Origin of the sequence: Citricoccus alkalitolerans (assembly GCF_039528175.1) — a bacterium.
Taxonomy (GTDB): domain Bacteria; phylum Actinomycetota; class Actinomycetes; order Actinomycetales; family Micrococcaceae; genus Citricoccus; species Citricoccus alkalitolerans.
The window spans coordinates 1568055-1590942 of record NZ_BAAALH010000002.1 but is presented as its reverse complement, the minus strand read 5'-3'; the positions used below and the strand labels follow the sequence as shown (position 1 = coordinate 1590942).

Here is a 22888-nt window from a genome sequence, read left to right as displayed (position 1 = left end):
GATGCTCGGCGGGGGCCTCCTTTGTCTACGGCCGGTGAGGGCCGTGCAGCTGGGCCGTTGCACAGTTGAGCAGCCATTGACGGACCCCGAGCCCGACCTGGCGATTCAGACCGAACCGGGCCGGACGTCGTCGTCCCAGCCCTGTTGTGGAGCCGCGCACGTCTCCCGGAAGACGAACTGGGACGGACGCCTGCGCTCTCGGCTGGACCAGTCGATGGCCGGCCGATGGCTCCGCTCGGGCAGATAGCCCAGCCGGTAGACCGCCATCAGTTCCAGCTCGTCCGGCACCTGCAGCATCCGCACGATGCGGTCCCAGTGGTGCGGTGCTTCCATGGGGAAGGAGACGAACTGGATGCCCATGCCGAGCTCCAGGGTGGTCAGCCACAGGTTCTCCATCGCGGCCCCCATGCTGAAGACCGAGTAGAACCCGGACAGCTCCCCGGGCCGGTACTCACCGCGTTCGAGCATGACGCCGATCAGCAGCGGTGACCCGGCGACCAGTTTGCGGTTCTCCTCGCCGAGGGTCTGCGGGACCCGCAGCCGGTTCATCAGGGACTGGCCCGAGGGCGTGAACGCGCGCGAGGTGAAGGGGCGCAGCAGGGCGGGCAGCTTGTCGAAGAGCATGCCGCTGCGGGCCGCATCCATCTCCTTCTGGCTGAACCGGAAGTACTTCTTGTACCGGTCGAAGAACGTGCCCGCGCCCATCACCTCGGTCATGCTCTGGCCGCTGATGGCGCCCACCGTCTCGATCGTGGTCCGGTCCTCGATGAGCACGAACCGCCACGGCTGACTGTTGAACTGTGAGGGCGCGGCCGCCGCGGCCCGAATCAGCAGCTGCTGGTGCTCGGGGCTGACAGGGTCCGGCCGGAACGGTCCGTTCGTGGTCCGCCGGTCGAAGACGGCATCGAGCAGTTCCATGGGTTACCTCCAGGCCAGTAGGAGCGCTGCCGCATAACAGGGGGCCGCAGCCAGGGCGTCGTGGGTGTGCCGACTCAGGGGCCGTGCTCCGTGCCGCTGCAAGAGGACCAACGGCAGTGCGGCGGGAAGCAGGGCGACGGCGGCCGGTGACCGCCGCGCTGTGCCGACGACGGCGGCCACGGCCGTCGTCGTGACAGTCACGGTGTAGAGACCGTGATGGACCCAGCGGATGCTCGACGTATCGATCCACCGGAGGGCCACCGAGGCACCGAGCGCGCAGTTCGCCGCATAGGCGCCGGCTGCGGCCGTGACCAGCGTGCGGACCAGCGTCATGGCCCTCCTTGTCAGCCGGCAATCATCACGCCCATCGTGCCACACGCCGGCTCGCCCAGCCCTGCCTGCGTGCCTGTGCGCCACGCAGCGCTCAACGCCCTTCTGTCTGAGCCGTCCGCTGGGTGCCGAACTTGCACGTTCAAGCACGGGTCGGACAACCGTCATGGTGGCGTTGCGGGTGTACACCTTGCCGTGGGGTGGAGTTCATCACCGAACCGCAGGGTGGGTGAGTCAACGGTTACCCCCGGCCGGAACCACATCCATCGGAAGGTACTTCGTGAACGCGATCACTCGCTCCCCACGCCATCGATCGGCCCGCCTCGCGGCGGGCGTCCTGGCCCTCGCCACCACCGGCGCCCTGCTCAGCCCAGCCGTCACCGCCGCCGCGGCCACCCCGGTCACGGCCAACCCGGTCACGGCCAACCCGGTCACCACCCAGAAGACCGAGACCGCACAGACAGCCCAGACCGCACAGACGGTCGAGGCTGCCGAGCAGGCCGGCACCGCCTGGGACGAGAGCGCCTACCGCGGCACCGTCGAGGTCATCGAAGGCACCAACGAGACCCCCGAGGTACTCGAGGGCGTGGTCTTCGACGACCAGAACCAGAACTCCACCCAAGACGAGGACGAGCCCGGCATCGCGGGTGTGACCGTGTCCAACGGCCGAGACGTCGTCACCACCGATGAGAACGGCGCCTACGAACTGCCGGCCTTCGACAACATGACCGCCTTCGTCACCCAGCCGGCCGGCTACCAGGTACCCGTGGACCAGGACAACGTAGCCCAGTTCCACTACCACCACCTCCCCGAAGGCTCCCCCGAACTCAAATACGGCGGCCTCGAACCCACCGGCCCCCTGCCAGACGCCGTCAACTTCCCGCTGTCCCAGGACGAGGAAGCCGCCAGCGCGCAGCAGGAGTGCCTCGTCGGTGGTGACGTGCAGACGTACACCAAGGAAGAGGTGGAGTACGCCCGCGTCGGTGCCTTCGCCGATCTGGCCGCCCGCTCGGGCTACGAGAACTGCGGCATCCTCTTTGTGGGCGACATCGTGGGTGACGACCTGTCCCTGTACCCGGACGTCCGCACCCTCAGCGAGATGATCAACGGTCCTGCGCGCTTCCTGCCCGGCAACCATGACATCGACTTCGATGCCACCGAGCCGGGGCACGCCTTCGATTCCTACCGTGCAGCACTCGGCCCGGAGTACTACTCCTACGACGTCGGCGACGCCCACTTCGTCACGTTGAACAATGTGGAGTACCCCTTCGCCGGAGACACCCTGTACAACGGGTCCATCGACGAGGAGCAGATGGAGTGGCTGCGCCAGGACATCGCCAACACCCCCGAGGACAAGCTCGTGGTGATCGCCGCCCACATCCCACTGCTGGGCTTCGCGGACCAGGGCGGCACGCAGCACCAGACCGACCAGGTCAGGGAGATCTATGAGCTGCTCGAGGGTCGCGAAGCCATTTCTTTGGCCGGCCACGTGCACGCGATCGAGAACTTGCGCGAGGGCGACAGCCTGGCCTCCTGGAAGGAGCTGTTCGATGTGGACGAACTGCCCTTCCCGCACATCACCGTGGGAGCCATCTCCGGCGATTGGTACTCCGGCGAGATGCTCGAAGGCGGCTACCCCACGGCCCTGCAGCGGGACGGCGCCTACCCGGGCGTGCTGACCATGGACCTGGAGGGCAATCAGGTCGCCGAGCGCTTCACCCGCACGGGCGACGACGGTTCCGACCAGATGGCCCTGGGCCTGAACACCCCGGCCTATCGCGGCTGGTTCGAGGAGCACATCGACTCCGAGGACGCCGCACCGGAGTTCGAGAACCCGCTCACCGTGGGCCAGGACGAGCTGGCGGACACCTGGCTGACCACCAACTTCTTCATGGGCGCAACCGGCTCCACCGTGGAGGTCTCGATGGACGGCGGCGAGGCCATGGCCGCCGAACGCACCCAACCGATGCAGGGTGAGGAGCAGTACGTTGGCGCTGAATACTCGGACCCGACGGCCGTCCAGGAGCAACTGGTCCACGGCGGCTCCGTGGCGGACCGCACCTCCCACATGTGGCGACTGCCCCTGTCCGAGGACCTGGAAGCTGGTGAGCACACCGCCGAGGTGACCGCCACGGACGTGCACGGCAACGTCTCCACCGAGTCCCTGACCTTCGAGGTCACCGAGGGATCCACCGAGCCGGAGGAGCCGATCACCTTCTCCGACAACCCCGAGGGTTCGGCCTTCTACGCCCCGGTGCAGTGGATGGCCACCAACAATATCTCCACCGGTTACACGGACGGCACCTTCCGCAAGTACCGGGACGTCACCCGCGGGGAGACCGCCGCATTCCTTCACCGTTACGTGAAGCCGGAGTTCGAGGCCCCGGAGGAGAGCCCGTTCGATGATGTCACGGACGCCGGCTCATTCTACGAGCCGATCACCTGGGCCGCGGCCGAGGAGATCACCCTCGGCTATGCCGATGGAAACTTCCAGCCGTACCAGTCGGTGACCCGTGGCGAGTTCGCCACTTTCCTCTATCGCCTCGACGCACCCGAGCACACGGTCCCGGAAGACAGCCCCTTCGATGACCTGAACACCGGCAACATCCACTACGAGGCCATCACCTGGCTGGCCTCCCAGGGAATCACCATCGGTGACACCCAGGGCCACTTCAACGCCTCCGAACCCGTGACCCGGGGCGAGATCTCCGCCTTCCTCCAGCGCTACGACAACACCCAGCACTAACCGCTGACGCGGGACAACTCCGCCCCCGGGCCACCAGGCTCGGGGGCGGAGTTGTCTGCTGCACCAGTCCGGAAGGAGAGGTTCACCCGTGAGGCGCGACTTCACGGGTTTCACGAGGCCATGAAATCTCTTTATGACCACAGTGAGATACATCGCAGTTAGCATCCACATAACAGACCTGAAAGGAATATTTCTATGTGGAATTTTGATGCGACCTCGAGTGTGCTCCTGGTCGTGGACATGCAGCGCGATTTCGTGGAGGAGGGCCGCCCCATGGAGGTGCCGATGGCCCGTAAACGAATCCCCCAGATGCGCCAGCTCGTCGACGGAGCCCGTGCTGCCGACGTGCCGGTGATCTTTACCCAGCACGTACTGTACGACGCCTTCGATGTCTCTCCGCTGGAGACCAGTAACAACCCCCGCCTGCTGACTGAGGGCATGCGCGCCGGATCAGATGGGATCGAGATCGTCGACGGCTTGGACTCCCGCCCCACGGACCACTATGTGCAGAAACATCGCTACGACGCCTTCTACAACACCAACCTCGAGTTGCTGTTGAACACCGTGCGCGGCTACCGCCAAGTGGACACCCTGGTCATTGCCGGCACCCTTACCGAGGTGTGCTGCGAGTCCACCGCGCGCAGCGCCTTCATGCGCGATTTCAAGGTGGCCTTCGCCGGCGAGTCCACTGGGGCGCTCTCGGAGACCGCACAGGCGGCCACGCTGGACGCCATCTCCAAGTACTTCGGACGTGTCATGGACAACGCGGAGATCCTTCAGGGCCTCACGGACGGTGCCCGATGAGCCGCGGCAACCGACCCCCTCTGGACACCGCCCAGAAGCGACGCCGGTACGAACGCCACGCGGTCATCCTCCTGGCGCTGGGCTTCGGCTTGGTGGGCCTGGACCGTTGGATCATCTCGCCGCTGTTCCCCGCCATGATGCAGGACCTGGACCTGGACTATGCGGACCTGGGCAACATCATCGGGGCTCTAGGCCTGGCCTGGGGCATCTCAGCTCTGTTTATGGGCCGGATCTCAGACCGGTTCGGGCGGCGCAAGGTCATGGTCCCGGGCATCATCCTGTTCTCCCTCTGTTCCGTGTTCACCGGCCTGGCTGGCGGGCTCATGTCCCTGATCCTGATCCGCGCCCTCATGGGCATCACCGAGGGCGCCTTCAGCCCGACGGCGGTGGCCTCCACCGCGGAGGCCTCGGCACCCAAGCGGCGCGGGCTGAACATGGGGTTCCAGCAGAGCACCTTCGCGCTCTTCGGCATCGGTCTGGGCCCGATCATCGCCACCCAGCTCCTCGTGGTGTTGCCCAGCTGGCGGTGGGTGTTCGCCATCATGGTCATCCCGGGCCTGATCCTGGGATTCTTGATCTGGCGTACCGTCCGCGAGCCGGGAGAACTCCGGGAACACCTGACCGAGGCGGCAGCACAACTGGACCAGCCGACTCAGCAGGTTCCAGACATCTCCCCGCCGCTGCACGGCGAAGGCGAGGCACAGAAGCACCGGTGGATCGACATCTTCCGCTACCGCAACATCGTCTTCTGCACGCTCGCCCTGTGTGGTGCCATGACCTGCATCTTCGTGATGAGCTCCATGGTCCCGAGCTACTTGACGGACTTCCACCACATGAGCCTGCAGGACATGGGCCTGGCCACCTCGGGCATCGGCTTCGGCGCCTTTGCCGGTCAGCTGCTGATTCCGGGGATCTCGGACAAGATCGGCCGCAAGCCGGCTGCGCTGATCGCTCTATTGCTCGGGTTGGGCATGATGCTGCTGCTGATCGCGCAGGGACCGAACACTCTGACCATCTTCCTACTGCTCTTCGCGGTCGCCCTCGGGGTCAACGGCACGCTGGCGCTAGTCTCGGCCACCGTCACCGTGGAATCCGTGCCACCGGCCCTGATGGCCACCGCCGCCGGTGCGGTCATGGGCATCGGCGAAATCTTCGGTGGCGGCATCGCCCCCGTGGTAGCTGGACAATTGGCCACGGCCTTCGGCATCCAGGCACCGCTCTACCTGGCGCTGGGAGGAATCGTCTTCGCCATCCTCATGGTGCTGTTCCTGGTGGAGTCGGCCCCGCGCAAACGCGCTCAGGACCTGTCGGCACCGCAGCTGGAGCCCGCCGCGGACTAGGCCACCATATAGTTGACCGACCACACCGCCCTCGAGGGGCGGCCCGCACCGGGCCGCCCCTCGAGGGCGGTCCCGGACCTCCGGAGGAACCATGGACGTCGAGACAATGCGCACGTTCCTGAGCGTGGCGCGCAACCACAGCATTTCCCGGGCGGCCCAGGAGCTGTTCGCAACTCAGCCGACCATCAGCCTGCGTATCAAGCGGATGGAGTCCGAGCTGGGCTTCGCCGTGTTCAGCCGCAGCTGGCGCGGCGTGGAGTTGACCCTTCAAGGCCGGCATATCCTCCCGACCATCGCTGACCACTTGATCCGCCTCCAGACGGCCACCACCATGGCCCAGCAGGACGGAGGACACTCTGGCACCTCCAGCATCCTGGACGCGCACGCTGCCCCCGATTCCGTGGGGGTGGACGAGTGGGTCGTCGGCGAAGGCATCTCCGGGCTGGTCAGGGAGTTGGGCACCCTTGAAGGCGTCCACCTGTCCGTGACGGACTCGGCCCGGCTACAGGCCATGGTCTCGCACGGGGTCTGCACCCGCGGCATCACCTACTCCACGCCGGCTCCCCAGGGCTGGGCAGCCCAGGAGACCGTGCTGTGGGTAGAGCCGCTCGCCATCGTCTATCCACGGGGCGAGTTCCTGGACCAATCTCACACCACAGAGTCACTGCGAGGGTTCTTCACGAGCCGGAAGTTCATCCTCATGGACGACCCCATCTTCACGCATCACGCGGGCATCACCGGTCCCATGCTGGAGTCGATCGATCCGGCGGGCACGACCGTGGTGGACCACACCTCGATCATGGCTTCGCTGTGCACCCTGCCAGGCCACGCCACCATAGTCCCCGCCGGACTCTGCCGTCGGAAGCCTGCCTTCGCACAACCGGGGCTGGAATGGTCCGTCCTCGATCCGTCCTGGGGGCAGCTGCCGGTGGTGATGATCGAGAACGGCGCGGATCCCACACCGGCAGAACAGGGTATCGACGCGGCGATCCTGTCCTGGGCGCGGGACGAGAGCCGCGATGAAAGCCCAGTTAAGCGGTAGGCGATGAACCTCAGACGTAGAAGAAGCCGTCCACGGCGCTGAACTCGGCCTCTCCTGTTTTCGTCGACCTGCGTGGCTGGCCAGTGGACTGACTCCCGTCCATGGTGAAGAGGAGCATGTCGCGGACCGCGCCGGTTCTGACCAACAGGATCTCGGACCGTTGCTTCGGATGTTCGACAAGACCGTGACGAAACCCGGGACGGCGTGGGCACGGACGACTGGCAGCGTGAGGAATTGCGGCGTTAGTCGATCACTCCTCAAGAGGACCATTGATCGGGCAGTGCTGTCAGCTCAATGCTCATCCCCAACCAACTTCTGCCCGCAAAGCGAATTTCAGTCCGGCAGGTTGATTCCGGCCCAGCGGGGCCCGTATCCCTTCACGACGGCGGTACGCGTCTCATCCGCGCCCGTGCCGTCCTCATCGGAGAAGTCGGTGACGATGGTCCCAGCTTCGGCGTCGGCGCGGGTACCGGCGTCGCCCGGCTCGCCGCTCCCGGTGGTGCGGACCAGTTCGATGTCCAGCCAGGAGGCATCCGGGTCGTCAGGCCAGCCGGCCAATGACTCGGCCAGTCCCCGGCCCCACTCCACCACAGTGACCGAACGGTCCACGGTGGCGTCGAGGTCCAGGTCGGACAGCTCACCGGCAGAACCCAGCCGATAGGCGTCCACGTGCACCAGATCCGGCCCCGCCGCTCCAGGATCCGGAGACCCGTGAGCACCACGAGAACCATCAGTATCCTCGGAACGCCCCACCAACGAGGGATGGATGCGGGAGATCACGAATGTCGGCGAGATGATGCCCTCGCGCACGCCGAGCCCGGCACCGAGTCCCTGAGTGAAGGTCGTCTTGCCTGCGCCGAGCTCACCGGTCAGTATCAGCACGTCACCGGCCCGCAGCACGGACGCCAAGCGCACGGCCCACCCCTGCGTGGCCTCGGCTCCATCGAGCTGCACCTCCACGAGCAGCACCGGCTCGGGCAGTCGCGAGGCCGCCCCGGTCAGGTCCCTCATCGGCTTTCCCCCGTCGGGACACCCACGTCTTTGCCGGGCCGGGAGTCCACGTGGATTCGCGGCACGCGGGAACCGATCCGGGTCACGAGTTCGTAGTTGATGGTGCCGGCGGCGGCGGCCCACTCATCGGCCGTGATCCCGGATGCGGGACCGAACACCTCCACGGTGGCTCCTACCGGGGCAACGGCGGGGTCATCCGTCTTCAGGTCCACCACGAACTGGTCCATGGCGATCCGCCCGGCCACCTCGTACCGCTGACCGCCGATCGCCACGGGCGCCGCGATGGTCGGGCGTGGGATGCCGTCCGCGTAGCCGAGCGGGATGAGCGCCAAGCGCGTGGCCGCCGCGGTGCGGTAGCGGTAACCATAGGAGATCCCCTGGCCGGCAGGCACCGCTTTGTTCTGCGCCACTGTGGTGGTGACGGTCATGGCGGGAATCAGGTCGAAGTCTGAGGCGGGTCGGTCGGAGAAGGGGGTGAGCCCGTAGATCCCCAGTCCCGCGCGGACGAGGTCCAGGTGGGAGTCGGGACGGTGCAGGATGCCGGGGGTGTTGGCGATGTGCCGCACGTCCGGGTCTACTCCGGCCTCACGCGCGGTCTCGACGGCCTGGTGGAACAGTTCGAGCTGCTCATCGGTCTCGGCCTCGCGGCCCTCCTCATCGGCCACGGCCAAGTGAGAGAAGATCCCGACCACGCGGATCAGTCCCGATTCCTGCAGCTCGGCAGCTCGCGCCACCACGGCCGGCCAGTCCTCGATGGTGGCACCGTTGCGGCCCAACCCCGTATCGATCTTCAGGTGCACGCGGGCCGGGCGCTCCAGGCGCTGCGCGGCCTCGGCGATCGGCTCGAGTTCCCAGCCGGAGACCCCGAGGTCGATGTTCTCCTCCACGGCCCGGCCGAAGGGGGTGCCAGTGGTGTGCAGCCAGGCGAGCATGGGCGCGGAGACGCCGGCCTCCCGCAGCTCGAGGGCTTCGGAGACGTGGGCCAGCCCGAGCCAGGTGGCCCCGGCGTCCAGGGCGGCGCGGGCCACGGGTAGGGAACCGTGACCGTAGGCATCCGCCTTGACCACGGCCATCAGGGCAGCCGGCTGCACCCAGGAACGCAGCGTGGCCACGTTGTGCCGGATGGCGGCCAGGTCCACGACGGCGGCGCGCTCGGCCGGTCCATTGCGCTTCAGGGGCCCTGTGGTGCTGGAGGTGCCGGTCGGTCCGGATCCGGGGCGCGGACGGTCCCGGACGGGATGACGGTGCTCGGGCAGGTAGTCAGTCGACATAGTGCCTGCCATTCTTCCACCCGCCGGCGGTCCGGCATCGGCAACCGAGCCGCACACCGAAGATTTTCCCGGATGCCGAAGACCTCGCCCGGCCGGCACTGTCGAGAGTGAACCGCCCGGCACGGGCTGTCCTGCCACGTAGGGGACGAGTACGGGCCCGCCTTACCCAGGACGGTCCGGGCCTCTAGGTTCGAACCCATGAAGGGCATCATCCTGGCCGGGGGCACCGGCTCCCGGCTACACCCCATCACCCTGGGTGTGAGCAAGCAACTGGTCCCGGTCTATGACAAGCCGATGATCTACTACCCGCTGTCCACCCTCATCCTGGCCGGCATCCAGGACATCCTCATCATCACCACCGGCCACGACGCCGGCGCCTTCCACCGCCTGCTCGGCGACGGCTCTCGCTTCGGCATCAACCTCACCTACACCGTCCAGCCCTCCCCTGACGGCCTCGCCCAGGCCTTCCTGCTCGGCGAACGCCACATCGGCACCGACACGGTGGCGCTGGTCCTGGGCGACAACCTCTTCTACGGCTCCGGCATGGGCGAACAGCTGGAACGCTTCCAGGACCTGACCGGCGGCGCCGTCTTCGGCTATTGGGTCAAGAACCCCTCCGCCTACGGAGTCGTGGAATTCGACGAAAACGGCCGTGCCATCTCCCTCGAGGAGAAACCCGCCGAACCCAAGTCCAACTACGCCGTGCCCGGACTGTACTTCTATGACAACGACGTCATCGAGATCGCCCGGCAATTGAAACCCTCACCCCGCGGCGAACTCGAGATCACCGACGTCAACCGCCACTACCTGGAGGCGGGCCGGCTGCAAGTCTCGATCCTGCCCCGCGGCACCGCCTGGTTGGACACGGGGACCTTCGATGACCTCAACGACGCCTCGGATTTCATCCGCACGGTGGAGAAACGCCAAGGACTCAAGGTCTCCGCCCCCGAAGAGGTCGCCTGGCGCCGCGGCTTCCTCAGCGACGCCGACCTCCGCCGCGTGTCCGAGCCCCTCCTCAAGTCCGGCTACGGCCAGTACCTTCTCCAGCTGCTCGAGCATGAGCGGAGGATTCCGGAAATGAGTCTGCGCGCTGTCTCGTGAAGGTCCAGGATGCCCTGTACGTCCTGAGACGAATCGGCGGCCACGGTGGGCGTCGATCCGGCACAATGAAAGCCATGCGACACCTGACCTTCTGCGGATTGGCCATCTCGTTCGACGAGCGCGTGCTGGAGCCACGCCCCTGGACCGAGGCGCAGTCCGCGTGGGCGGCCGAATTGCTGTCCGAGGCGGGACCGGGCCCGGTGCTGGAACTCTGCGCCGGCGTCGGGCATATCGGATTGGGCGCCATCCGGAGCACGGACCGCCACCTGGTCATGGTGGACGTCAATCCCGCAGCCGAGGAGTTCGCCCTGCACAATGCGGCGGCGAACGGGCTGGGCGAGCGCATCGACTTCCGCCTGGCCCGGCTGGACCAGGCCCTCGCGGACGGTGAGCGCTTCGCCGTGGTGGTGGCGGATCCGCCGTGGGTTCGCTCGGCGGACACCTCGCGGTTCCCGGAGGACCCGGTGCTTGCCATCGACGGCGGCGACGACGGTCTCGACCTCGCGCGGGCCTGCGTGGGCCTCATGGACCGGCACCTGGCCGATGGCGGCTCCGGCCTGCTCCAGCTCGGCAACACCACGCAGGCGGAGACGATCGCGGCCGAGGCCGCCCGGCACCCGGAGGGCTCGGTCAAGATCGTCGAGACGCGCGCCTTCGACCGAGGGGTGCTGGTACGCCTTGCGCGCTGATTCACGTCTGATGTGGCGCTCACCTGCCGCTGACCTGGCGACGGCCCGCAGTCACCGGCAGGGATAGCATGGATACATGACTGAGACGGAGCAGGGCACCACGAGAGAGTGGCTCTATGACTTGTTGCTCGACAGCCCCGACTTGCAGGCGTTCGTGGAGGACTTCACCACAGCGTTGCACGAGGGCATGTCGACCAACCCCGGTGTCCTGTGGTGTTCAGTGACGGTACTGCGCCAGAAGCGCGCGGCCACCATGGCCTCAAGCGCAGACTGGGTCAACAATCTGGACATCAAACAGTACGAGTTGGGCGACGGTCCCTGCCTGACCGCGGCGGCCGAATTGGTGCCCCAGTTCGTACCTGACTGCGCTACCGATGAGCGCTGGCCCGCCTTCTCATCGTTGGCGGCGGAAGCGGGAGTCAGTTCCATCCTGGCGTTCCCGTTCGACCTCGCCGGTGAGGCCTCGGGTTGCTTCAATATCTACTTCTCCGATCAGCAGAGCTATGACGCGGTCTCACGCCACGAGGTCGAGAGCATCCTCGGGATCTCTTCCAAGGGCCTGCGCCTGGCGGTCCGGTTGGCGCGTCACCAGGAGACACACGAGGACTTGGACGCAGCCCTGCGGTCCCGCACCTCCATCGACCTGGCGGTGGGCATCATCATGGGTCAGAACCGGTGCTCGCAGGACGAGGCATTCCGGATCCTGACCGAGGTCTCCAACCACCGCAACATCAAGGTCCGCGACCTGGCCGCCAGCCTGGTGGACCAGGTAGGCCAAGCACCGACCGAGACGCACTTCGACCGCTAGGCGTTGCCAGCCCCCGGCCTCGTGAACTGGCCGACCGAGGTCATGTGGTGCGTGTCCGGGGACAGGTCATAGACCGTCACGGCGTCCAATCTCCAACCCTGCTCGATCAACCAGCGCGTCTCCTGGGCGAACGCCGCCGGATCACCGGAGACGTAGACGATCTTCCCGGGATCCAGCTCATGAAGCCGGCTGAGGACCGCACGTCCGGCGCCTGTGCGGGGTGGGTGCATCACCACGGTGTCCACACGGCGGCCGGCGAGCCCCCCGCGAGAGAATCCGGAGTCCGGGGTGCGCAGCCAGTGGCACAGCACCTCCTCGGCATTCCCGTTGAGCGCAATCGCCTGGGGCGCATCCTTCAGGTTGTGCCGAGCGTCGCGGCTCGCGCTGGGGTCGGCTTCGACGGAGAGGACTGCCCCGTCCTGGCCCGTCGCTTCGGCGAGGAATCGGGAATACAGTCCCGCCCCGGCATAGAGGTCCACGACCAGTTGGCCCGGCTGGACCTCGGCGGCCTCGAGGACGGTCTTGACGAGGGTGGCAGCGGCGTCGCGGTGGACCGGCCAGTACCCGCCCCCCGTGACCCGGAACGTCTGCGTGCCGAGTTGCTCCGGACTGACCTCCTCCTGTACCCAGGAACGGCCGCGCAGCAGGTGGTGCTCCGCCGCTCCGCTCGATGACTTCTGGGCCGTGACCTGGTGGTTCTCGTCGTTCCGCTGGCGCACGGACACCATCGCGGAGACCTTCTTCGGGAGCCCGGACAGCTGGCGCCGCCAGGCAGTCGTATAGCTCTTCAACATCTCCGGTGACTCAGCGATCTGTGCGAGCGGGGTGACGATGACGAGGGCCTCGCGGCCAGTGGCCGGCGTGGTGACCCTCACGCTGGCTGCGCCGGAGAAGTCGATCTCCCACAGGTGCAACTCATTGAGTTCCTGGACGGCCAGCGGGATGTTGCTCACCGGAATAGTGCCCCGGCCATCGTGGACAGGCATGGACAACCGGCCACTCGCCGAGACGGCGAAGGTGGTGCGGGTGCGCCAATGCAATCCGGCGGGTTCGTCCGCAGTCATTCCGTGGACGAGGACCTCCACGTCCTCCACAGCCTGTCTGCCCAACCTGACCATGGTGTCCCGGAAGACCTGCGCTTTGAGCCGGCGCTGATACTCCAACACGATGTGGCCGTACTCTGCACCGGCTACGGGGCGGCGGCCAGCCGGGTAGGACCGGAGGGAGTCGGCCAGCTTCCATTGGTTGAAGCGCCGGAACTCCGAGGGGCGAATCACTTTGACGGTGTCTGCTCGCCAGAACTGATCCGAGGAACCCGCCGCGGTGAGTTCCGCCATGACGGTCTCACCGGGGATCGCGTGGCGGACGAACACCGGCCTGCCCTGGTGGCGAGCCACGCAGTGGCCGCCATGGGCCATGGGGCCGACCTTGAGAATCAGCCGCACCGGACCAGAGTCTGACGGCGAAGGGGGATGTGGAGGGCTGGGGACGATAGTCCGGACCGGCCCGGTCAGTACGGGGGCCTGATGATCAACGCGCAGTGAGTGCTCCACGATTCTCCTGAAAGTCGCTTCGGAAGAGCCCACTGCTAGACCCATCTGTCACGCTAACCGAAAACTCCTCGGCGGCCTAGACACCGCCATCAGCACCGCCCGGTCCAGGTGTGTGCTCAATCCTCCGGTGCATGCCCGGCGTCGAAGCGCTGCCGATACACGTCCTCTGCTTCCGCGAGCAGCGACTGCGCGAGCCGGGCCACCGGCACCACCTGGGTCATCAACGGCTCGCAGTCCGGACCACGCCCGATGCAGTGCCCGTGCAGAACCCAGGCGAACCGGTCAGGGTTCTTGTCCTGCAACTGCTTGTACTGGCACAGCTGGCGGGCCAGCCAGTCAGTCGCCGGCCTCGTCCACCACGGTTCGGGCCGAAGTGGATTCACCGAGAGCCCGGGAAGCTCCAGGCCGCTTTCAGTATCGATGCTGCCACCGTCCTGGTCAGCCTCGTATCCCTCGGAGTATCGAACATAGAGATCGCCCTCCTCCCCGACCAGGGACTCCAGTTCGGCGAGGCTGCCGATCAGGGGCACGTTGTCAGTCATGTCCACCGTTCCTCGTGGTGCCGATCTGCTGTCGGATCATCCCTTGGCTATTTCTCCGGCTGTGAAGGGTAGGCGGGGTTGCCGTGGAACGGCGGAACGATATTCGGTCCAGAGGTCTGTGGCGAGACCGGGGAACCGGCGCGGCCCTCGCTGACCTCGGGGGTGTCCGGAACCGTGGGACCCGATGGCTCGGCTCCGCCGCGCAGGTCGTCGAGGCGTTGTTCCAGAACCCGGACCACGGGAAGTCGATTGCCGTGAGCCGTCTCGTACGCGAGCAACTGGCCCACTTGGTCCTCGCGAAGCCCGTTGATCCTGGTCGGCAGTGTCCCCAAGGGGATGTGGTCGTAACCGGGCAGAGGCAGCTGGTCATGCTCTGGTGCGTCGTTCATTGCTTCTCCTGACGGATGGGCTGCTCGGATCACCCAAGGTAACAGCGGGGCCATCGCCACGTAACCCTCGGCCGTTGCCCAGATACCCTCCCACATCGGGGTGCGGAGGCGGACGCAATTCACTCAGGCCTGGATGCCGCACTTGTGCCGGAGTCTCCACGCAGTGAGGTGGCGCAAGCGACACCCGCGGTGGTTCCTTCACCCATGGCGACTGGGATCAACTGGAACCCTGCGGTGATGTCACCTGCGGCATAGACCCCGTCAACACTGGTGAGCTGGAAATCGTCCACGGCGATCCGCCCCTCGTGGTCGAGCCGGCATCCCAGCTGATGGCCGAGCACGTTGAGTGGGTGGTGGCCATGGGAGAAGAAGACCTGGTCCCCCTCGACCAACCTCCCCCCGGCCAGCCGCACCCCCCGGAGGGAGCCGGGTGGCCCGACCAGGGCTTCGGCCACCCCGTCCACCACTTCGATCCCTTGACCGCCCAAGACTGCTCGCTGCTCGTCATCCACGGACTCGCCGTCGGTACCGGTGATCATCCGCACGGCGACGGCCCAGTCGAGCAATTCCGCTGCATAGGCGGGAAGCTGGTCTCCGGAGCCCAGCACGATGACCGTCTGCTCACGGGCGTTGTATCCGTCACAGGCCGGACAGTGGAAGACGTCTGTGCCGTAGTGCGCATGGAAGCCGGCCAGTTCCGGCAATTGGTCGCGCATCCCGGTGGCGAGGACCATGCGCTTCGCGAAGACGGCAGCGCCGTCCACGGTGGCGCGGAACAATCCCTCGTCGCTCTGGTGCACAGCGGTCACTGAGCCGTGGCGGAGCATCACCTCGGGGTATTGCTCCAGCCCGGCGTGGGCATCGGTCAGCAGCTCCTGAGGTGTGGTGGGGTCCCGTCCCAACAGTCCGTGGCTATGGTCAGCGGACAGGTTGCGCTGGCGTCCCGCGTCCACCACGAGCGTAGAGCTGCGGTAGCGGCCCAGCCACGTCGCCGCGGACAATCCGGCAGGTCCGCCACCGACCACGAGAGCGTCGAAGACGCTCGGACGATCGAGGGTCATTTGGTCTCCTAGGGCAGCGGTCACCGAGGAAAGCCCGGGGCCGGCGGGCACCCGGGCTATCCTCCGAGGTTGGTGACTCAGGGACTCAGTTCGTAGATGTCGGTCCGGCCACTATTCCTTGTTGAGCTTGTCCTGGACGGTTCCGGCGGCCTTCTCCACCGTATTCGGCAATTCGGTGGTGCCGTAGAAGCGCGCATCCGGGTGGGTCGGCGGAGGCATCGGGACTCCAGCCATCGGCTCGGGCTGATAGCCGAAGGTGCCTTTGCCATCCGGGGCGGGCCCGGCGGCCCAACTACCCTGGTCCATCGCCTGGCCATCGGAGAAGTTGTACGCCGTGTAGGCATGTTCCGAGGCCTCCTTCGACTGCGGGAAGTTGCTCGGCGACGGCATCTCTTCCAAGCCCTCTTCCTGGAGTTCCCGCACCGCTGCGACCCACTGGTTCTGGTGCATGGTGTCCCGGGCCAACAGGAAGGACAGCAGGTCCCGGATCCCCGGGTCATCAGTCATGTGATACAGGCGCGCCACCTGGGTACGGCCCTGCATCTCCGCGTTCACATTCGAGGTCATATCCGCCAACAGATTTCCGCTGGCCGTGACGTACCCTGCCGTCCACGGATTGCCCATGCTGTCCACCGGCCGCGCTCCGGCACCGGAGACAATGGCCTGCTGCATGTCCGTCCCGCCGATGACCGCGGCCACAGCCGGATCGTTCTGGACTGCGTCCTCGGTGATCCCCAGAGGCGCCTTCTCCAACAACTGGGCCACCATCGTGGCCAGCATCTCCACGTGCCCGAACTCCTCCGCCGCGGTGCTGAACAACAGGTCCCGGTACTTTCCGGGTATATGGGCGTTCCACGCCTGGAAGCTGTACTGCATGGCTACCGTGATCTCCCCATACTGTCCACCGATCACCTCCTGGAGCTTGCGTGCATACACGGCGTCGGGCTTCTCCGGCGAGGAGTTGTATTGAAGTTTCTGCTGATGAATAAACACAGTCGTGAACCTTCCCGTTGAGACATTGGTCGCGGGAGCCGAAACCCACGCGCGAGGCCAAGATAAGCACGGCACTTGTCTCGGTTCCAGGGTTCAGCGCCGTCCAATCTCTCCGGGTACCGAAGGGCGCCTGGCCCGACGCTATTGGGCGGTCTTGACGATGTAGACGTCACAGGAGGCGGAGTGAGCGACGCTGCTCGCAACGCTTCCGAGGACGCGGCCCAGGCCCTTCATTCCCACGTTTCCGACGACGATCAACTGCGCTCCGGAGCGGGTAGCCACGTCGACGAGCACCTCCTGCGGTTTTCCTTTGACCGCAGACGCGTGGACCTTCACGCCGGGCTCCACCTCGCGGAGCCTGGTCGCGATATTCTCAGCGAGCTTCTGGGCCTGCTCTGCGTCATCGAGGATGAAGGTGTCTCCTCCGCTACGGATCACTTCGGTGCTGTCCTTCGCGTACGCGGTGACGACGGACAGGTCGGCTCCGAGGCCGACGGCGATGGCGACGGCTCGCGTCGCGGCTTTGAACGACGTATCGCTGCCGTCAACGCCGACGATGACTGTTCCTGACATGGCGACTCCTGAGGATGCACTGTGCCGGCACGGCGCCTGCGGTCTTCGGCAGTGGAGGCCGGATGCCTGACACTCTATACAGCCAGTCAGGTGGTGCGTTTGCGCAGGACCTTGTGCGTGCCATCGCACCAGGGCTTGACCGTGGAGGCTCCACACCGGCAGACCGCGCTCACCGGGCGCCAGGTGCGGTGTTCGTTGCCGTCCTCGTCTTGCACCACATGGTCACCGCGCAAGAGCATGGGACCGCCGGGACACAGGACCACGTCCGGGTGGCCCGGGGAGGGCTCCTCCTCGCCGGTCATCCCGCCCACTGCGTCAGCATCCGTTCGGCGTACCGATCCGCCAGGTCGAGCGCCGAGAAGGCGCCGAAGTAGACGTCATCATGCAACTCCGGTTCCTCCTCCAGCAGGGCACCGCAGATGGTGCGTACCGCCAGCTGCTCGTGCACCGCATCGGCCTCCACGTGTTCGGTGTAGTACTCGATCATGGTCGCCGGGAACCCGAGCCGCTTCAGCCCCTGGGCCATGCGGCGGGAGGGTGCGGAACTGGTGGCCTCGAACGCCGCCAGGAACCCCAGTGAGGCCGCGCGGAGCCGGCGGTTCAGCCCGAACAGGGACATCGCGTTGTTCTCCTCGAGGACCTCCAGCGGCGCCTCGTTGATGTAGGCGCCGTACTCGGAGTTCAAGCCGCTGTCCTGCAGGCCACGGACGAACAGGTGGGCGTGCAGAAGATTCGGGTCACCTCCCCCGTACTCGTCGAACTGCAGCTCCATCACGGCGGCCTTGACCCGGTCAGACAGGCGGGGAATCACCCACGTGGTGTGGTCCGCCTCTTTCAGGTGGTAGATGGTGCGGTGCCGCAGCAACTCGCGCACCTGCTCCTCGGTGGCCTTCCGATGGACGTGGGCCGCCAGCGAGGGTCCGTCATGGTCTGCCACGAAGTCGAAGAATTTCTCCGCGAACCCCTCCGGTTCCGGCACCTCGGGCATCCGGGACCGCAGTGTCCGCTCGAACTCCTGCTCCAGACCGCGTCGCAGGCTAATCAGCTGCGGATCCCACTCCAACTCTCCGGCCACGTCCTCGAAGCCGCGATAGTGCTGCTCGTAGAGCGCCCACAGCGTGAGCTGCGCATCCTCGGCGGTGTCCGACGGCGGCGCTTCGGCCAATCGCGACGTCTCACCGGTGCGCAGGGCCCGGAAGACAGCCTCGCTCAGCGAGCCCCGGCTCTCGGGCGTCAGCAAGAGCCCACCCCCAACCCAGTCGGAGAGAGAGGGACAGCCACTGTCCGGCAGCTGAGGTGGGGCATTCTGGTCCTTAGCGTGTGGTGACGGGAACTCGGTGCGGGCGCTGCTGCGCCTCGGTAGTTAACCTATACGGAAATCTGGGCGGAATTCGGCCTGTTTGAGGCGCGCGCTCCGGGGCCTACGACGCGTCGACGTCCCCGTCGGCGGGACCGGCGCCCAGGTACACCAGAAATCCAGCCGGGTCTCGAATCTGGGCCACCCGCTCGACCCAGGGCATCTCCTGCGGGGGTGCCACGATGGAGGCGCCGGCGGCATGTGCTCTACGGGCGGCCTCATCGATGTCGTCGACGTAGAGCCACAGGGCGGCGCGAGAGTCTTCCCCGCCGATGTCCAGTTTCCGGCCGATCGCCAGGACGCTCCTGCCCAGCCGCAAGGTGACGTACACATCCCGCGTCTCGTCGTCCGGATCAGGGAAGCCGTACGTGCGCACGGCGCCGAAGGCCTCCCGGTAGAACCGGGCCAACCGTGGCAGATCTTCGGTCATCAGAAGGGGGAAACCACTGCGCACCACCATGCGCGTCAGCCTATGCCCGCTGCCGGCGGGACACTACGGTCGCCTGCCGCTGGCCTCGTCCCGAGACGGATCAGCTACCGCCAGCGGCAGGCTGCCCTTGGTGCCGTTGTGCTCAGTGGGAGCGGCTGCGAGAGCGGTGACGTCCGGCCAGACCTTCAGCGACGCCGATCAGGGCCACCGCGGCGACCACGGCCACGATGAATCCCACGATGTTCAGTTCGAAGATGTCCCCCGTGCCCATCAGATTGGCCACCAGGCCTCCGATGACCGAACCGACCAAGCCCAGGATGAGCGTGGCGAGGAGGCCGAGGTTCTGCTTGCCGGGTTTAATCAGGCGCGCCAAGGCGCCGATGACGAGTCCTGCGACGATGAATCCGATCATGCTGGGTCCTTTCCCAAGAAGTTCTCATCTGCTGCCCGATGTGTCGAGAACGTCGAGAACTCGGCAATGGGCAGGCTATCGAACCTACCCGATGCTTCCCGCGAAAGCCGACCGCCGCCCAGAACGGTTGAGTCCTGGGCGGCGGTCAGCAGATGCGCTGGGTCATGAATCCTGTGCGGCGCCCTTGACGTGTTGTGCTGATTGCGCAGACTCGTCCTTGAGGCGGCCCGCCTGGTCCTGGCCGTCGGCCTTGACGTGCTCCACTCCGGAGGTGGCCGTGTCCTTGACGGATTCCATGGCCTCTTGGGCCTGCGGCTTCAGGTGCTCACCCATGTCCTGGGCCATGGACTTGGCTTCGTCCACCAGAGGCCCGGCCTCCTCCTTGACCTTGGTTGCCGCCTCTTGTTCCGGGCGGGAGGCGGGGATCAGGGAGCCGATCAGCCAGCCGGCGCCCAGGGCGATCAGTCCGGCTGCCAGCGGGTTGCCTCGGGTACTGCGGCGGACCGCCGTCGGGGCTTCCTGCACGGCATGCATGGCCTCTTCCGCGCGGTACTGGGTGCCATCCGCTACGGTCCTGGCTCGATCCGTCAGACCGGTAGAACTCCGCTGGCTGGAGTACGGGTCCGTAGGCTCGCCCATCACGGATTCCTTCATGGTGCTCAGGCGTTCACGGACACGGTCTCCCTGTCGGTGGACGGCCTTGGTCGGGTTGGTCTTCTCGGCCAGGGCGTCCACGTCGCTGCTGAGCTCATGGCGGGTGCGCTCGATGTCAGCGCGGATCTCATCGGGATTGTTGCTCATGGGGTCTCCTTCTCCGGGTTCAGGGTCGCGGGGATCTCCTGGACCGTCTGTTGGGTCTGTGTCAGACCCTTGATGCGTTCGAAGTGTTTCTTGCCCATCAGGGCGAGCACGGTGGCCACCACGCCCCAGAGCACGGCCACGATCAGAGCGGCCCAGCCCAGGTGCATCAGTGAACCCAGCGCCCACATGAGGGCCGTGGACAGGAACATCAGGAGGAAGAAGGCAGCCCAGGCGGCACCGGCGAACATCGCTGCACCTGTCCCGGCCTTCTTGGCCTCCACCGTCGCCTCGGCCTTCGCCAGCTGGATCTCCTGCCGCACCAGCGTGCTGAGGTTCTCCGAGAAACTGCCGAACATCTCGCCCAGGGACTCCGTCCGGGCCCGGTACTCAGCCTCGGGAGGTAGGGCCTCCGTGGACCCGGAACCCGGTGCCGACGGACCCGTCCCGGCGGCATCGGCAGCGGGGCTGCCCGTCGGCACGCCGTCATAGCGGGGATCGGTGGTCACGGACGGCCTCCCTGGCGGGGGCGGCCGGTCCCGGAGGGATCGGTCACCGCGGGCGTGCCCAGGACCTCCGTGGCCGGGGCGCCCATGCCCACATCAGGTTGGCCCGCAGCCGGAGGCACCACCGGAGCCGGGGGCGCCGTCGGCGGGAGAGGGATGTCGCCCGAGGGGCCGGTGGCCGGAACGTCATCCGGGTCAACAGAGCCCGGAACCCTCTCGATGGGCGCGGGACCGGAGGAACCAGCGCGGTGGGTCGGCGTGGAATGACCGTGACTGTCATCGTCGTGAGCGTCCTTCATTCCACGGGTGAGCCGGCCGGCCACGAGCCCGACGCCGGCCGCGATCGCCAGGAACGTCCCGGGGCGGCGGGCCGCGAACCGGCGGACGTCATCCAGCAGATCCAGGGGTTCCTTGGACTCCAGCTGCTCCGTGACCTGGCGGGCCCGTTGCGAGAGCATCGAGACGGCCTGGTTCACCAGGTCCGATTCGGGCTTCTCCCCGCGGGAGATGCGATCGAGGTCATCCGAGACCGTGCGGGATTGTGCAGCCAGACGGTCTTTCTGGGCGGCCAGCTGGGAGGAAGCCTCCTGCTTGGCCGACCCCGCCAGATCCCTGGCCTGGGTCATCGTCTCGTCCTTGAGGTGGGCGGCCTCCTCCTGGGCGGTCCCAGCTACATCACGGGCCGCACTTTGGGCTTCCGAGCCCAAGCGTCCGGCCTCTTGTTGTGCGGCGTCCCGAGTTCCGCCGTCGTGCTCTGTGGAGTGATCCGGGTTCAGCGTCATGGGGTGTCCTTCCGGTAGACGGCCATGGCCCCTGATGTCCAAACGGCCTGTGGTTCGTGAGACTAATCAGTGGCCAGGCCCGCGGCGAGGGTTGCGCCACTGCCAGTTGCAATCGGCACGGAGCGGCAGCGGTCAGCCGTCCCGGCCGCCACGGTGGTCGATGCCGTACTGGTCGACCTTGCGGTGGTACCGCATGCCCAGAATTCCGCCCAGCACCGCGCCGGCCAGGGCCAGCAACACGGCAACGACCAGGGCGATGATGCCACCGGTGGTCAGTGCCTCTGCCTCAATCGGCATACCGGTCAGGCCGCCCAGTTGGCCCAGCAGGTCGAACTGGCTGCCGGCCACCAGCCCCACGAGCGCCAGGATGACGGTGATGACGATCGCCCACAACCAGACGGCGACCCCCTGCTTGGCCCCGTCGAAGCGAGCCATCCGCCCAGCCACATAGCCTCCGCTGAGGTAGGAGATCAGCAGGATGACGGCCAGGATGACCGCACCGGTGATTCCCACGGCGGTCGGTGACTGGGCCGCCTCCTCTGTTGCCTGTCCGGCGTCCGTGCCCGTCGCCAGACCCACGCCGACACCGATGGCCGAGAGCACGGCGGCGAGGAGCACGGCCATCCCTGTGGCCGCCAGCCAGCCGAAGAAGGCTGCGCCGATCTTCATGCCGCCGAACTTCTGTCTCTCCGCGGTGACGACCTCGTCTCGCCGCCCGCGGGGTGTGGTGGATCCGGATGGATTCTCGGTGCTCATGATGCGCTCCTTGTGGTTGGGGTCGAATCGCCAACGTGGCCTTAGATTTCACCCGCACCCCCGCCTACCGCAACCGTTCGCGTGCGATACGAAGCCGCATCACCTCAAGGGTGGACTCCAGCCCCGCGAGACCAGATCATGGACGCGTCAGACCGTGGCGACAGGAACGGGTGCCACGGAGTGGAACGAGGGAAGGAAGTGCCATGTCGGGAATCGGTGACGCGGCTGACAAGGCCAAGCAGTACGGACAGGACCATCCGGAGAAAGTCGACCAGGCCAAGGACAAGGCCCAAGACTTCGTCGACGGCAACAAGGACAAGGATCAGCAAGGCGGCGAGAAGTAGCCGTCGCGGGGTTCCCCGCAGCCGGTCGGGCCGGGCCGCCCTCGGGTGGCCCGGCCTGATCGTGACGGCATCAGTGGTGACAGGACAATCGGACGATGAGGTGATCACCGCCCCGTTGCGTCGATATCACCGCTCGGGCGTCGGCATCAGAGGCCGGTCAGGATGATTCCGAGCAGGACGGCGATGACAACCGCCACGAGGATGATGGCCGCGATCTGCAGCTGACGAGTGGAGAACCGCTTCTTCTTGACGTACTCGGTTCGGTATTTGATGGGTTTCTGTTCTTCAGACATGTGAACCCCTCACTCTCGAGTTGAGTCTCAGGCGACATC

Annotated in this window: 27 protein-coding genes; 8 read left to right on the top strand and 19 right to left on the bottom strand. The window is 66.6% G+C overall.

The genetic code is table 11. The features are described from left to right. Nucleotides 1–105 precede the first annotated feature (105 nt). Nucleotides 106–918 (bottom strand): nitroreductase family protein, encoded by an 813-nt coding sequence (locus ABD134_RS13185; protein WP_344230140.1) that lies wholly within the window; start codon nt 916–918, stop codon nt 106–108. Nucleotides 919–921: 3 nt separating this feature from the next. Next, nucleotides 922–1251 carry a hypothetical protein gene (locus tag ABD134_RS13180; RefSeq protein WP_344230138.1) on the bottom strand — a complete coding sequence of 110 codons (330 nt, stop codon included), beginning with the start codon at nt 1249–1251 and terminating at the stop codon, nt 922–924. Between the two features lie 277 nt (nt 1252–1528). Between ABD134_RS13180 and ABD134_RS13175 the strand changes: the two genes are divergently transcribed. The 4 genes from ABD134_RS13175 (at nt 1529) to ABD134_RS13160 (ending at nt 7180) form a co-directional block, all read left to right on the top strand. Then, nucleotides 1529–3994 carry a calcineurin-like phosphoesterase C-terminal domain-containing protein gene (locus ABD134_RS13175; protein WP_344230136.1) on the top strand — a complete coding sequence of 822 codons (2466 nt, stop codon included), beginning with the start codon at nt 1529–1531 and terminating at the stop codon, nt 3992–3994. A 195-nt stretch (nt 3995–4189) separates the two neighbouring features. Further along, nucleotides 4190–4798 (top strand): cysteine hydrolase family protein, encoded by a 609-nt coding sequence (locus ABD134_RS13170; RefSeq protein ID WP_344230134.1) that lies wholly within the window; start codon nt 4190–4192, stop codon nt 4796–4798. Next, on the top strand, nt 4795–6138 hold the full coding sequence (locus ABD134_RS13165) for an MFS transporter (RefSeq protein WP_344230132.1): 1344 nt from the start codon (nt 4795–4797) through the stop codon (nt 6136–6138). The genes ABD134_RS13170 and ABD134_RS13165 overlap by 4 nt, the downstream gene beginning before the upstream one ends. A 91-nt stretch (nt 6139–6229) precedes the next feature. Continuing rightward, nucleotides 6230–7180: a LysR family transcriptional regulator gene (locus ABD134_RS13160; RefSeq protein WP_344230130.1), complete on the top strand. Its 951-nt coding sequence runs from the start codon at nt 6230–6232 to the stop codon at nt 7178–7180. Between the two features lie 333 nt (nt 7181–7513). On the opposite strand, the gene tsaE is transcribed toward ABD134_RS13160, so the two are convergent. Together tsaE and alr are read right to left on the bottom strand one after the other, a co-directional pair. Further along, nucleotides 7514–8191, bottom strand: coding sequence for a tRNA (adenosine(37)-N6)-threonylcarbamoyltransferase complex ATPase subunit type 1 TsaE (gene tsaE, locus ABD134_RS13155; RefSeq protein WP_344230128.1), 678 nt, complete (start codon nt 8189–8191; stop codon nt 7514–7516). Beyond that, nucleotides 8188–9462, bottom strand: coding sequence for an alanine racemase (gene alr / locus ABD134_RS13150; RefSeq protein ID WP_344230126.1), 1275 nt, complete (start codon nt 9460–9462; stop codon nt 8188–8190). Before alr ends, tsaE begins: the two co-directional genes overlap by 4 nt. Nucleotides 9463–9660: 198 nt before the next feature. On the opposite strand from alr, the gene rfbA reads away from it, so the two are divergent. The 3 genes from rfbA to ABD134_RS13135 all read left to right on the top strand — a co-directional run bounded on the left by rfbA (nt 9661) and on the right by ABD134_RS13135 (nt 12060). Continuing rightward, entirely contained in the window at nt 9661–10563 is a 903-nt protein-coding gene (gene rfbA, locus ABD134_RS13145) for a glucose-1-phosphate thymidylyltransferase RfbA (RefSeq protein WP_344230124.1), read from the top strand. A 74-nt stretch (nt 10564–10637) separates the two neighbouring features. After that, a complete protein-coding gene (locus tag ABD134_RS13140) occupies nt 10638–11252 on the top strand; it encodes a methyltransferase (RefSeq protein WP_344230122.1) in 615 nt (204 codons plus the stop codon). Nucleotides 11253–11328: 76 nt separating this feature from the next. Next, complete coding sequence (locus ABD134_RS13135) at nt 11329–12060, top strand: ANTAR domain-containing protein (protein WP_344230120.1); 732 nt, start codon at nt 11329–11331, stop codon at nt 12058–12060. On the opposite strand, the gene ABD134_RS13130 is transcribed toward ABD134_RS13135, so the two are convergent. From ABD134_RS13130 to ABD134_RS13065, 14 genes are all read right to left on the bottom strand, one after another. Next, complete coding sequence (locus ABD134_RS13130; RefSeq protein ID WP_344230118.1) at nt 12057–13505, bottom strand: class I SAM-dependent RNA methyltransferase; 1449 nt, start codon at nt 13503–13505, stop codon at nt 12057–12059. The genes ABD134_RS13135 and ABD134_RS13130 overlap by 4 nt on opposite strands. 224 nt (nt 13506–13729) lie before the next feature. Then, nucleotides 13730–14155 (bottom strand): DUF6098 family protein, encoded by a 426-nt coding sequence (locus ABD134_RS13125; protein WP_344230116.1) that lies wholly within the window; start codon nt 14153–14155, stop codon nt 13730–13732. A 47-nt stretch (nt 14156–14202) separates the two neighbouring features. Next, nucleotides 14203–14544 carry a DUF8129 domain-containing protein gene (locus ABD134_RS13120; protein ID WP_344230114.1) on the bottom strand — a complete coding sequence of 114 codons (342 nt, stop codon included), beginning with the start codon at nt 14542–14544 and terminating at the stop codon, nt 14203–14205. Between the two features lie 119 nt (nt 14545–14663). After that, entirely contained in the window at nt 14664–15605 is a 942-nt protein-coding gene (locus ABD134_RS13115) for an NAD(P)/FAD-dependent oxidoreductase (protein WP_344230112.1), read from the bottom strand. 111 nt (nt 15606–15716) lie between these two features. Beyond that, nucleotides 15717–16598 carry a manganese catalase gene (locus ABD134_RS13110; RefSeq protein ID WP_344230110.1) on the bottom strand — a complete coding sequence of 294 codons (882 nt, stop codon included), beginning with the start codon at nt 16596–16598 and terminating at the stop codon, nt 15717–15719. Nucleotides 16599–16739: 141 nt separating this feature from the next. Continuing rightward, nucleotides 16740–17171: a universal stress protein gene (locus ABD134_RS13105; RefSeq protein WP_344230108.1), complete on the bottom strand. Its 432-nt coding sequence runs from the start codon at nt 17169–17171 to the stop codon at nt 16740–16742. Between the two features lie 86 nt (nt 17172–17257). Beyond that, complete coding sequence (locus ABD134_RS13100; protein ID WP_344230106.1) at nt 17258–17473, bottom strand: CDGSH iron-sulfur domain-containing protein; 216 nt, start codon at nt 17471–17473, stop codon at nt 17258–17260. Beyond that, nucleotides 17470–18411, bottom strand: a complete 942-nt coding sequence (locus ABD134_RS13095) for an iron-containing redox enzyme family protein (protein WP_344230104.1) — start codon at nt 18409–18411, stop codon at nt 17470–17472. Before ABD134_RS13095 ends, ABD134_RS13100 begins: the two co-directional genes overlap by 4 nt. A 181-nt stretch (nt 18412–18592) precedes the next feature. Next, a complete protein-coding gene (locus ABD134_RS13090; protein ID WP_344230102.1) occupies nt 18593–18958 on the bottom strand; it encodes a VOC family protein in 366 nt (121 codons plus the stop codon). A gap of 142 nt (nt 18959–19100) precedes the next feature. Further along, nucleotides 19101–19370 carry a GlsB/YeaQ/YmgE family stress response membrane protein gene (locus tag ABD134_RS13085; protein ID WP_344230100.1) on the bottom strand — a complete coding sequence of 90 codons (270 nt, stop codon included), beginning with the start codon at nt 19368–19370 and terminating at the stop codon, nt 19101–19103. Between the two features lie 162 nt (nt 19371–19532). Continuing rightward, nucleotides 19533–20171 (bottom strand): DUF3618 domain-containing protein, encoded by a 639-nt coding sequence (locus ABD134_RS13080; RefSeq protein ID WP_344230099.1) that lies wholly within the window; start codon nt 20169–20171, stop codon nt 19533–19535. After that, nucleotides 20168–20677 (bottom strand): phage holin family protein, encoded by a 510-nt coding sequence (locus ABD134_RS13075; protein ID WP_378108176.1) that lies wholly within the window; start codon nt 20675–20677, stop codon nt 20168–20170. The genes ABD134_RS13080 and ABD134_RS13075 overlap by 4 nt, the downstream gene beginning before the upstream one ends. Continuing rightward, the gene (locus ABD134_RS13070; RefSeq protein ID WP_344230097.1) at nt 20674–21456 is read right to left on the bottom strand and encodes a hypothetical protein; all 783 of its coding nucleotides are present in this window, start codon (nt 21454–21456) and stop codon (nt 20674–20676) included. Before ABD134_RS13070 ends, ABD134_RS13075 begins: the two co-directional genes overlap by 4 nt. Nucleotides 21457–21588: 132 nt before the next feature. Further along, nucleotides 21589–22212, bottom strand: a complete 624-nt coding sequence (locus ABD134_RS13065; RefSeq protein ID WP_344230095.1) for a hypothetical protein — start codon at nt 22210–22212, stop codon at nt 21589–21591. A 203-nt stretch (nt 22213–22415) separates the two neighbouring features. On the opposite strand from ABD134_RS13065, the gene ABD134_RS13060 reads away from it, so the two are divergent. Beyond that, nucleotides 22416–22556, top strand: coding sequence for a hypothetical protein (locus tag ABD134_RS13060; RefSeq protein ID WP_344230093.1), 141 nt, complete (start codon nt 22416–22418; stop codon nt 22554–22556). 146 nt (nt 22557–22702) lie between these two features. On the opposite strand, the gene ABD134_RS13055 is transcribed toward ABD134_RS13060, so the two are convergent. Beyond that, entirely contained in the window at nt 22703–22849 is a 147-nt protein-coding gene (locus tag ABD134_RS13055) for a hypothetical protein (protein WP_344230091.1), read from the bottom strand. Nucleotides 22850–22888: the final 39 nt, after the last annotated feature.

Coding starts and splice junctions, on each gene's coding strand:
- tsaE (WP_344230128.1), bottom strand. CDS start 8,191: ATGAGGGACCTGACCGGGGCGGCCTCGCGACTGCCCGAGCCGGTGCTG.
- ABD134_RS13105 (WP_344230108.1), bottom strand. CDS start 17,171: ATGTCAGGAACAGTCATCGTCGGCGTTGACGGCAGCGATACGTCGTTC.
- ABD134_RS13060 (WP_344230093.1), top strand. CDS start 22,416: ATGTCGGGAATCGGTGACGCGGCTGACAAGGCCAAGCAGTACGGACAG.
- ABD134_RS13080 (WP_344230099.1), bottom strand. CDS start 20,171: ATGAGCAACAATCCCGATGAGATCCGCGCTGACATCGAGCGCACCCGC.
- ABD134_RS13125 (WP_344230116.1), bottom strand. CDS start 14,155: ATGACTGACAACGTGCCCCTGATCGGCAGCCTCGCCGAACTGGAGTCC.
- ABD134_RS13055 (WP_344230091.1), bottom strand. CDS start 22,849: ATGTCTGAAGAACAGAAACCCATCAAATACCGAACCGAGTACGTCAAG.
- ABD134_RS13180 (WP_344230138.1), bottom strand. CDS start 1,251: ATGACGCTGGTCCGCACGCTGGTCACGGCCGCAGCCGGCGCCTATGCG.
- alr (WP_344230126.1), bottom strand. CDS start 9,462: ATGTCGACTGACTACCTGCCCGAGCACCGTCATCCCGTCCGGGACCGT.
- rfbA (WP_344230124.1), top strand. CDS start 9,661: ATGAAGGGCATCATCCTGGCCGGGGGCACCGGCTCCCGGCTACACCCC.
- ABD134_RS13085 (WP_344230100.1), bottom strand. CDS start 19,370: ATGATCGGATTCATCGTCGCAGGACTCGTCATCGGCGCCTTGGCGCGC.
- ABD134_RS13120 (WP_344230114.1), bottom strand. CDS start 14,544: ATGAACGACGCACCAGAGCATGACCAGCTGCCTCTGCCCGGTTACGAC.
- ABD134_RS13140 (WP_344230122.1), top strand. CDS start 10,638: ATGCGACACCTGACCTTCTGCGGATTGGCCATCTCGTTCGACGAGCGC.
- ABD134_RS13135 (WP_344230120.1), top strand. CDS start 11,329: ATGACTGAGACGGAGCAGGGCACCACGAGAGAGTGGCTCTATGACTTG.
- ABD134_RS13070 (WP_344230097.1), bottom strand. CDS start 21,456: ATGACGCTGAACCCGGATCACTCCACAGAGCACGACGGCGGAACTCGG.
- ABD134_RS13170 (WP_344230134.1), top strand. CDS start 4,190: ATGTGGAATTTTGATGCGACCTCGAGTGTGCTCCTGGTCGTGGACATG.
- ABD134_RS13115 (WP_344230112.1), bottom strand. CDS start 15,605: ATGACCCTCGATCGTCCGAGCGTCTTCGACGCTCTCGTGGTCGGTGGC.
- ABD134_RS13160 (WP_344230130.1), top strand. CDS start 6,230: ATGGACGTCGAGACAATGCGCACGTTCCTGAGCGTGGCGCGCAACCAC.
- ABD134_RS13165 (WP_344230132.1), top strand. CDS start 4,795: ATGAGCCGCGGCAACCGACCCCCTCTGGACACCGCCCAGAAGCGACGC.
- ABD134_RS13100 (WP_344230106.1), bottom strand. CDS start 17,473: ATGACCGGCGAGGAGGAGCCCTCCCCGGGCCACCCGGACGTGGTCCTG.
- ABD134_RS13090 (WP_344230102.1), bottom strand. CDS start 18,958: ATGACCGAAGATCTGCCACGGTTGGCCCGGTTCTACCGGGAGGCCTTC.
- ABD134_RS13185 (WP_344230140.1), bottom strand. CDS start 918: ATGGAACTGCTCGATGCCGTCTTCGACCGGCGGACCACGAACGGACCG.
- ABD134_RS13065 (WP_344230095.1), bottom strand. CDS start 22,212: ATGAGCACCGAGAATCCATCCGGATCCACCACACCCCGCGGGCGGCGA.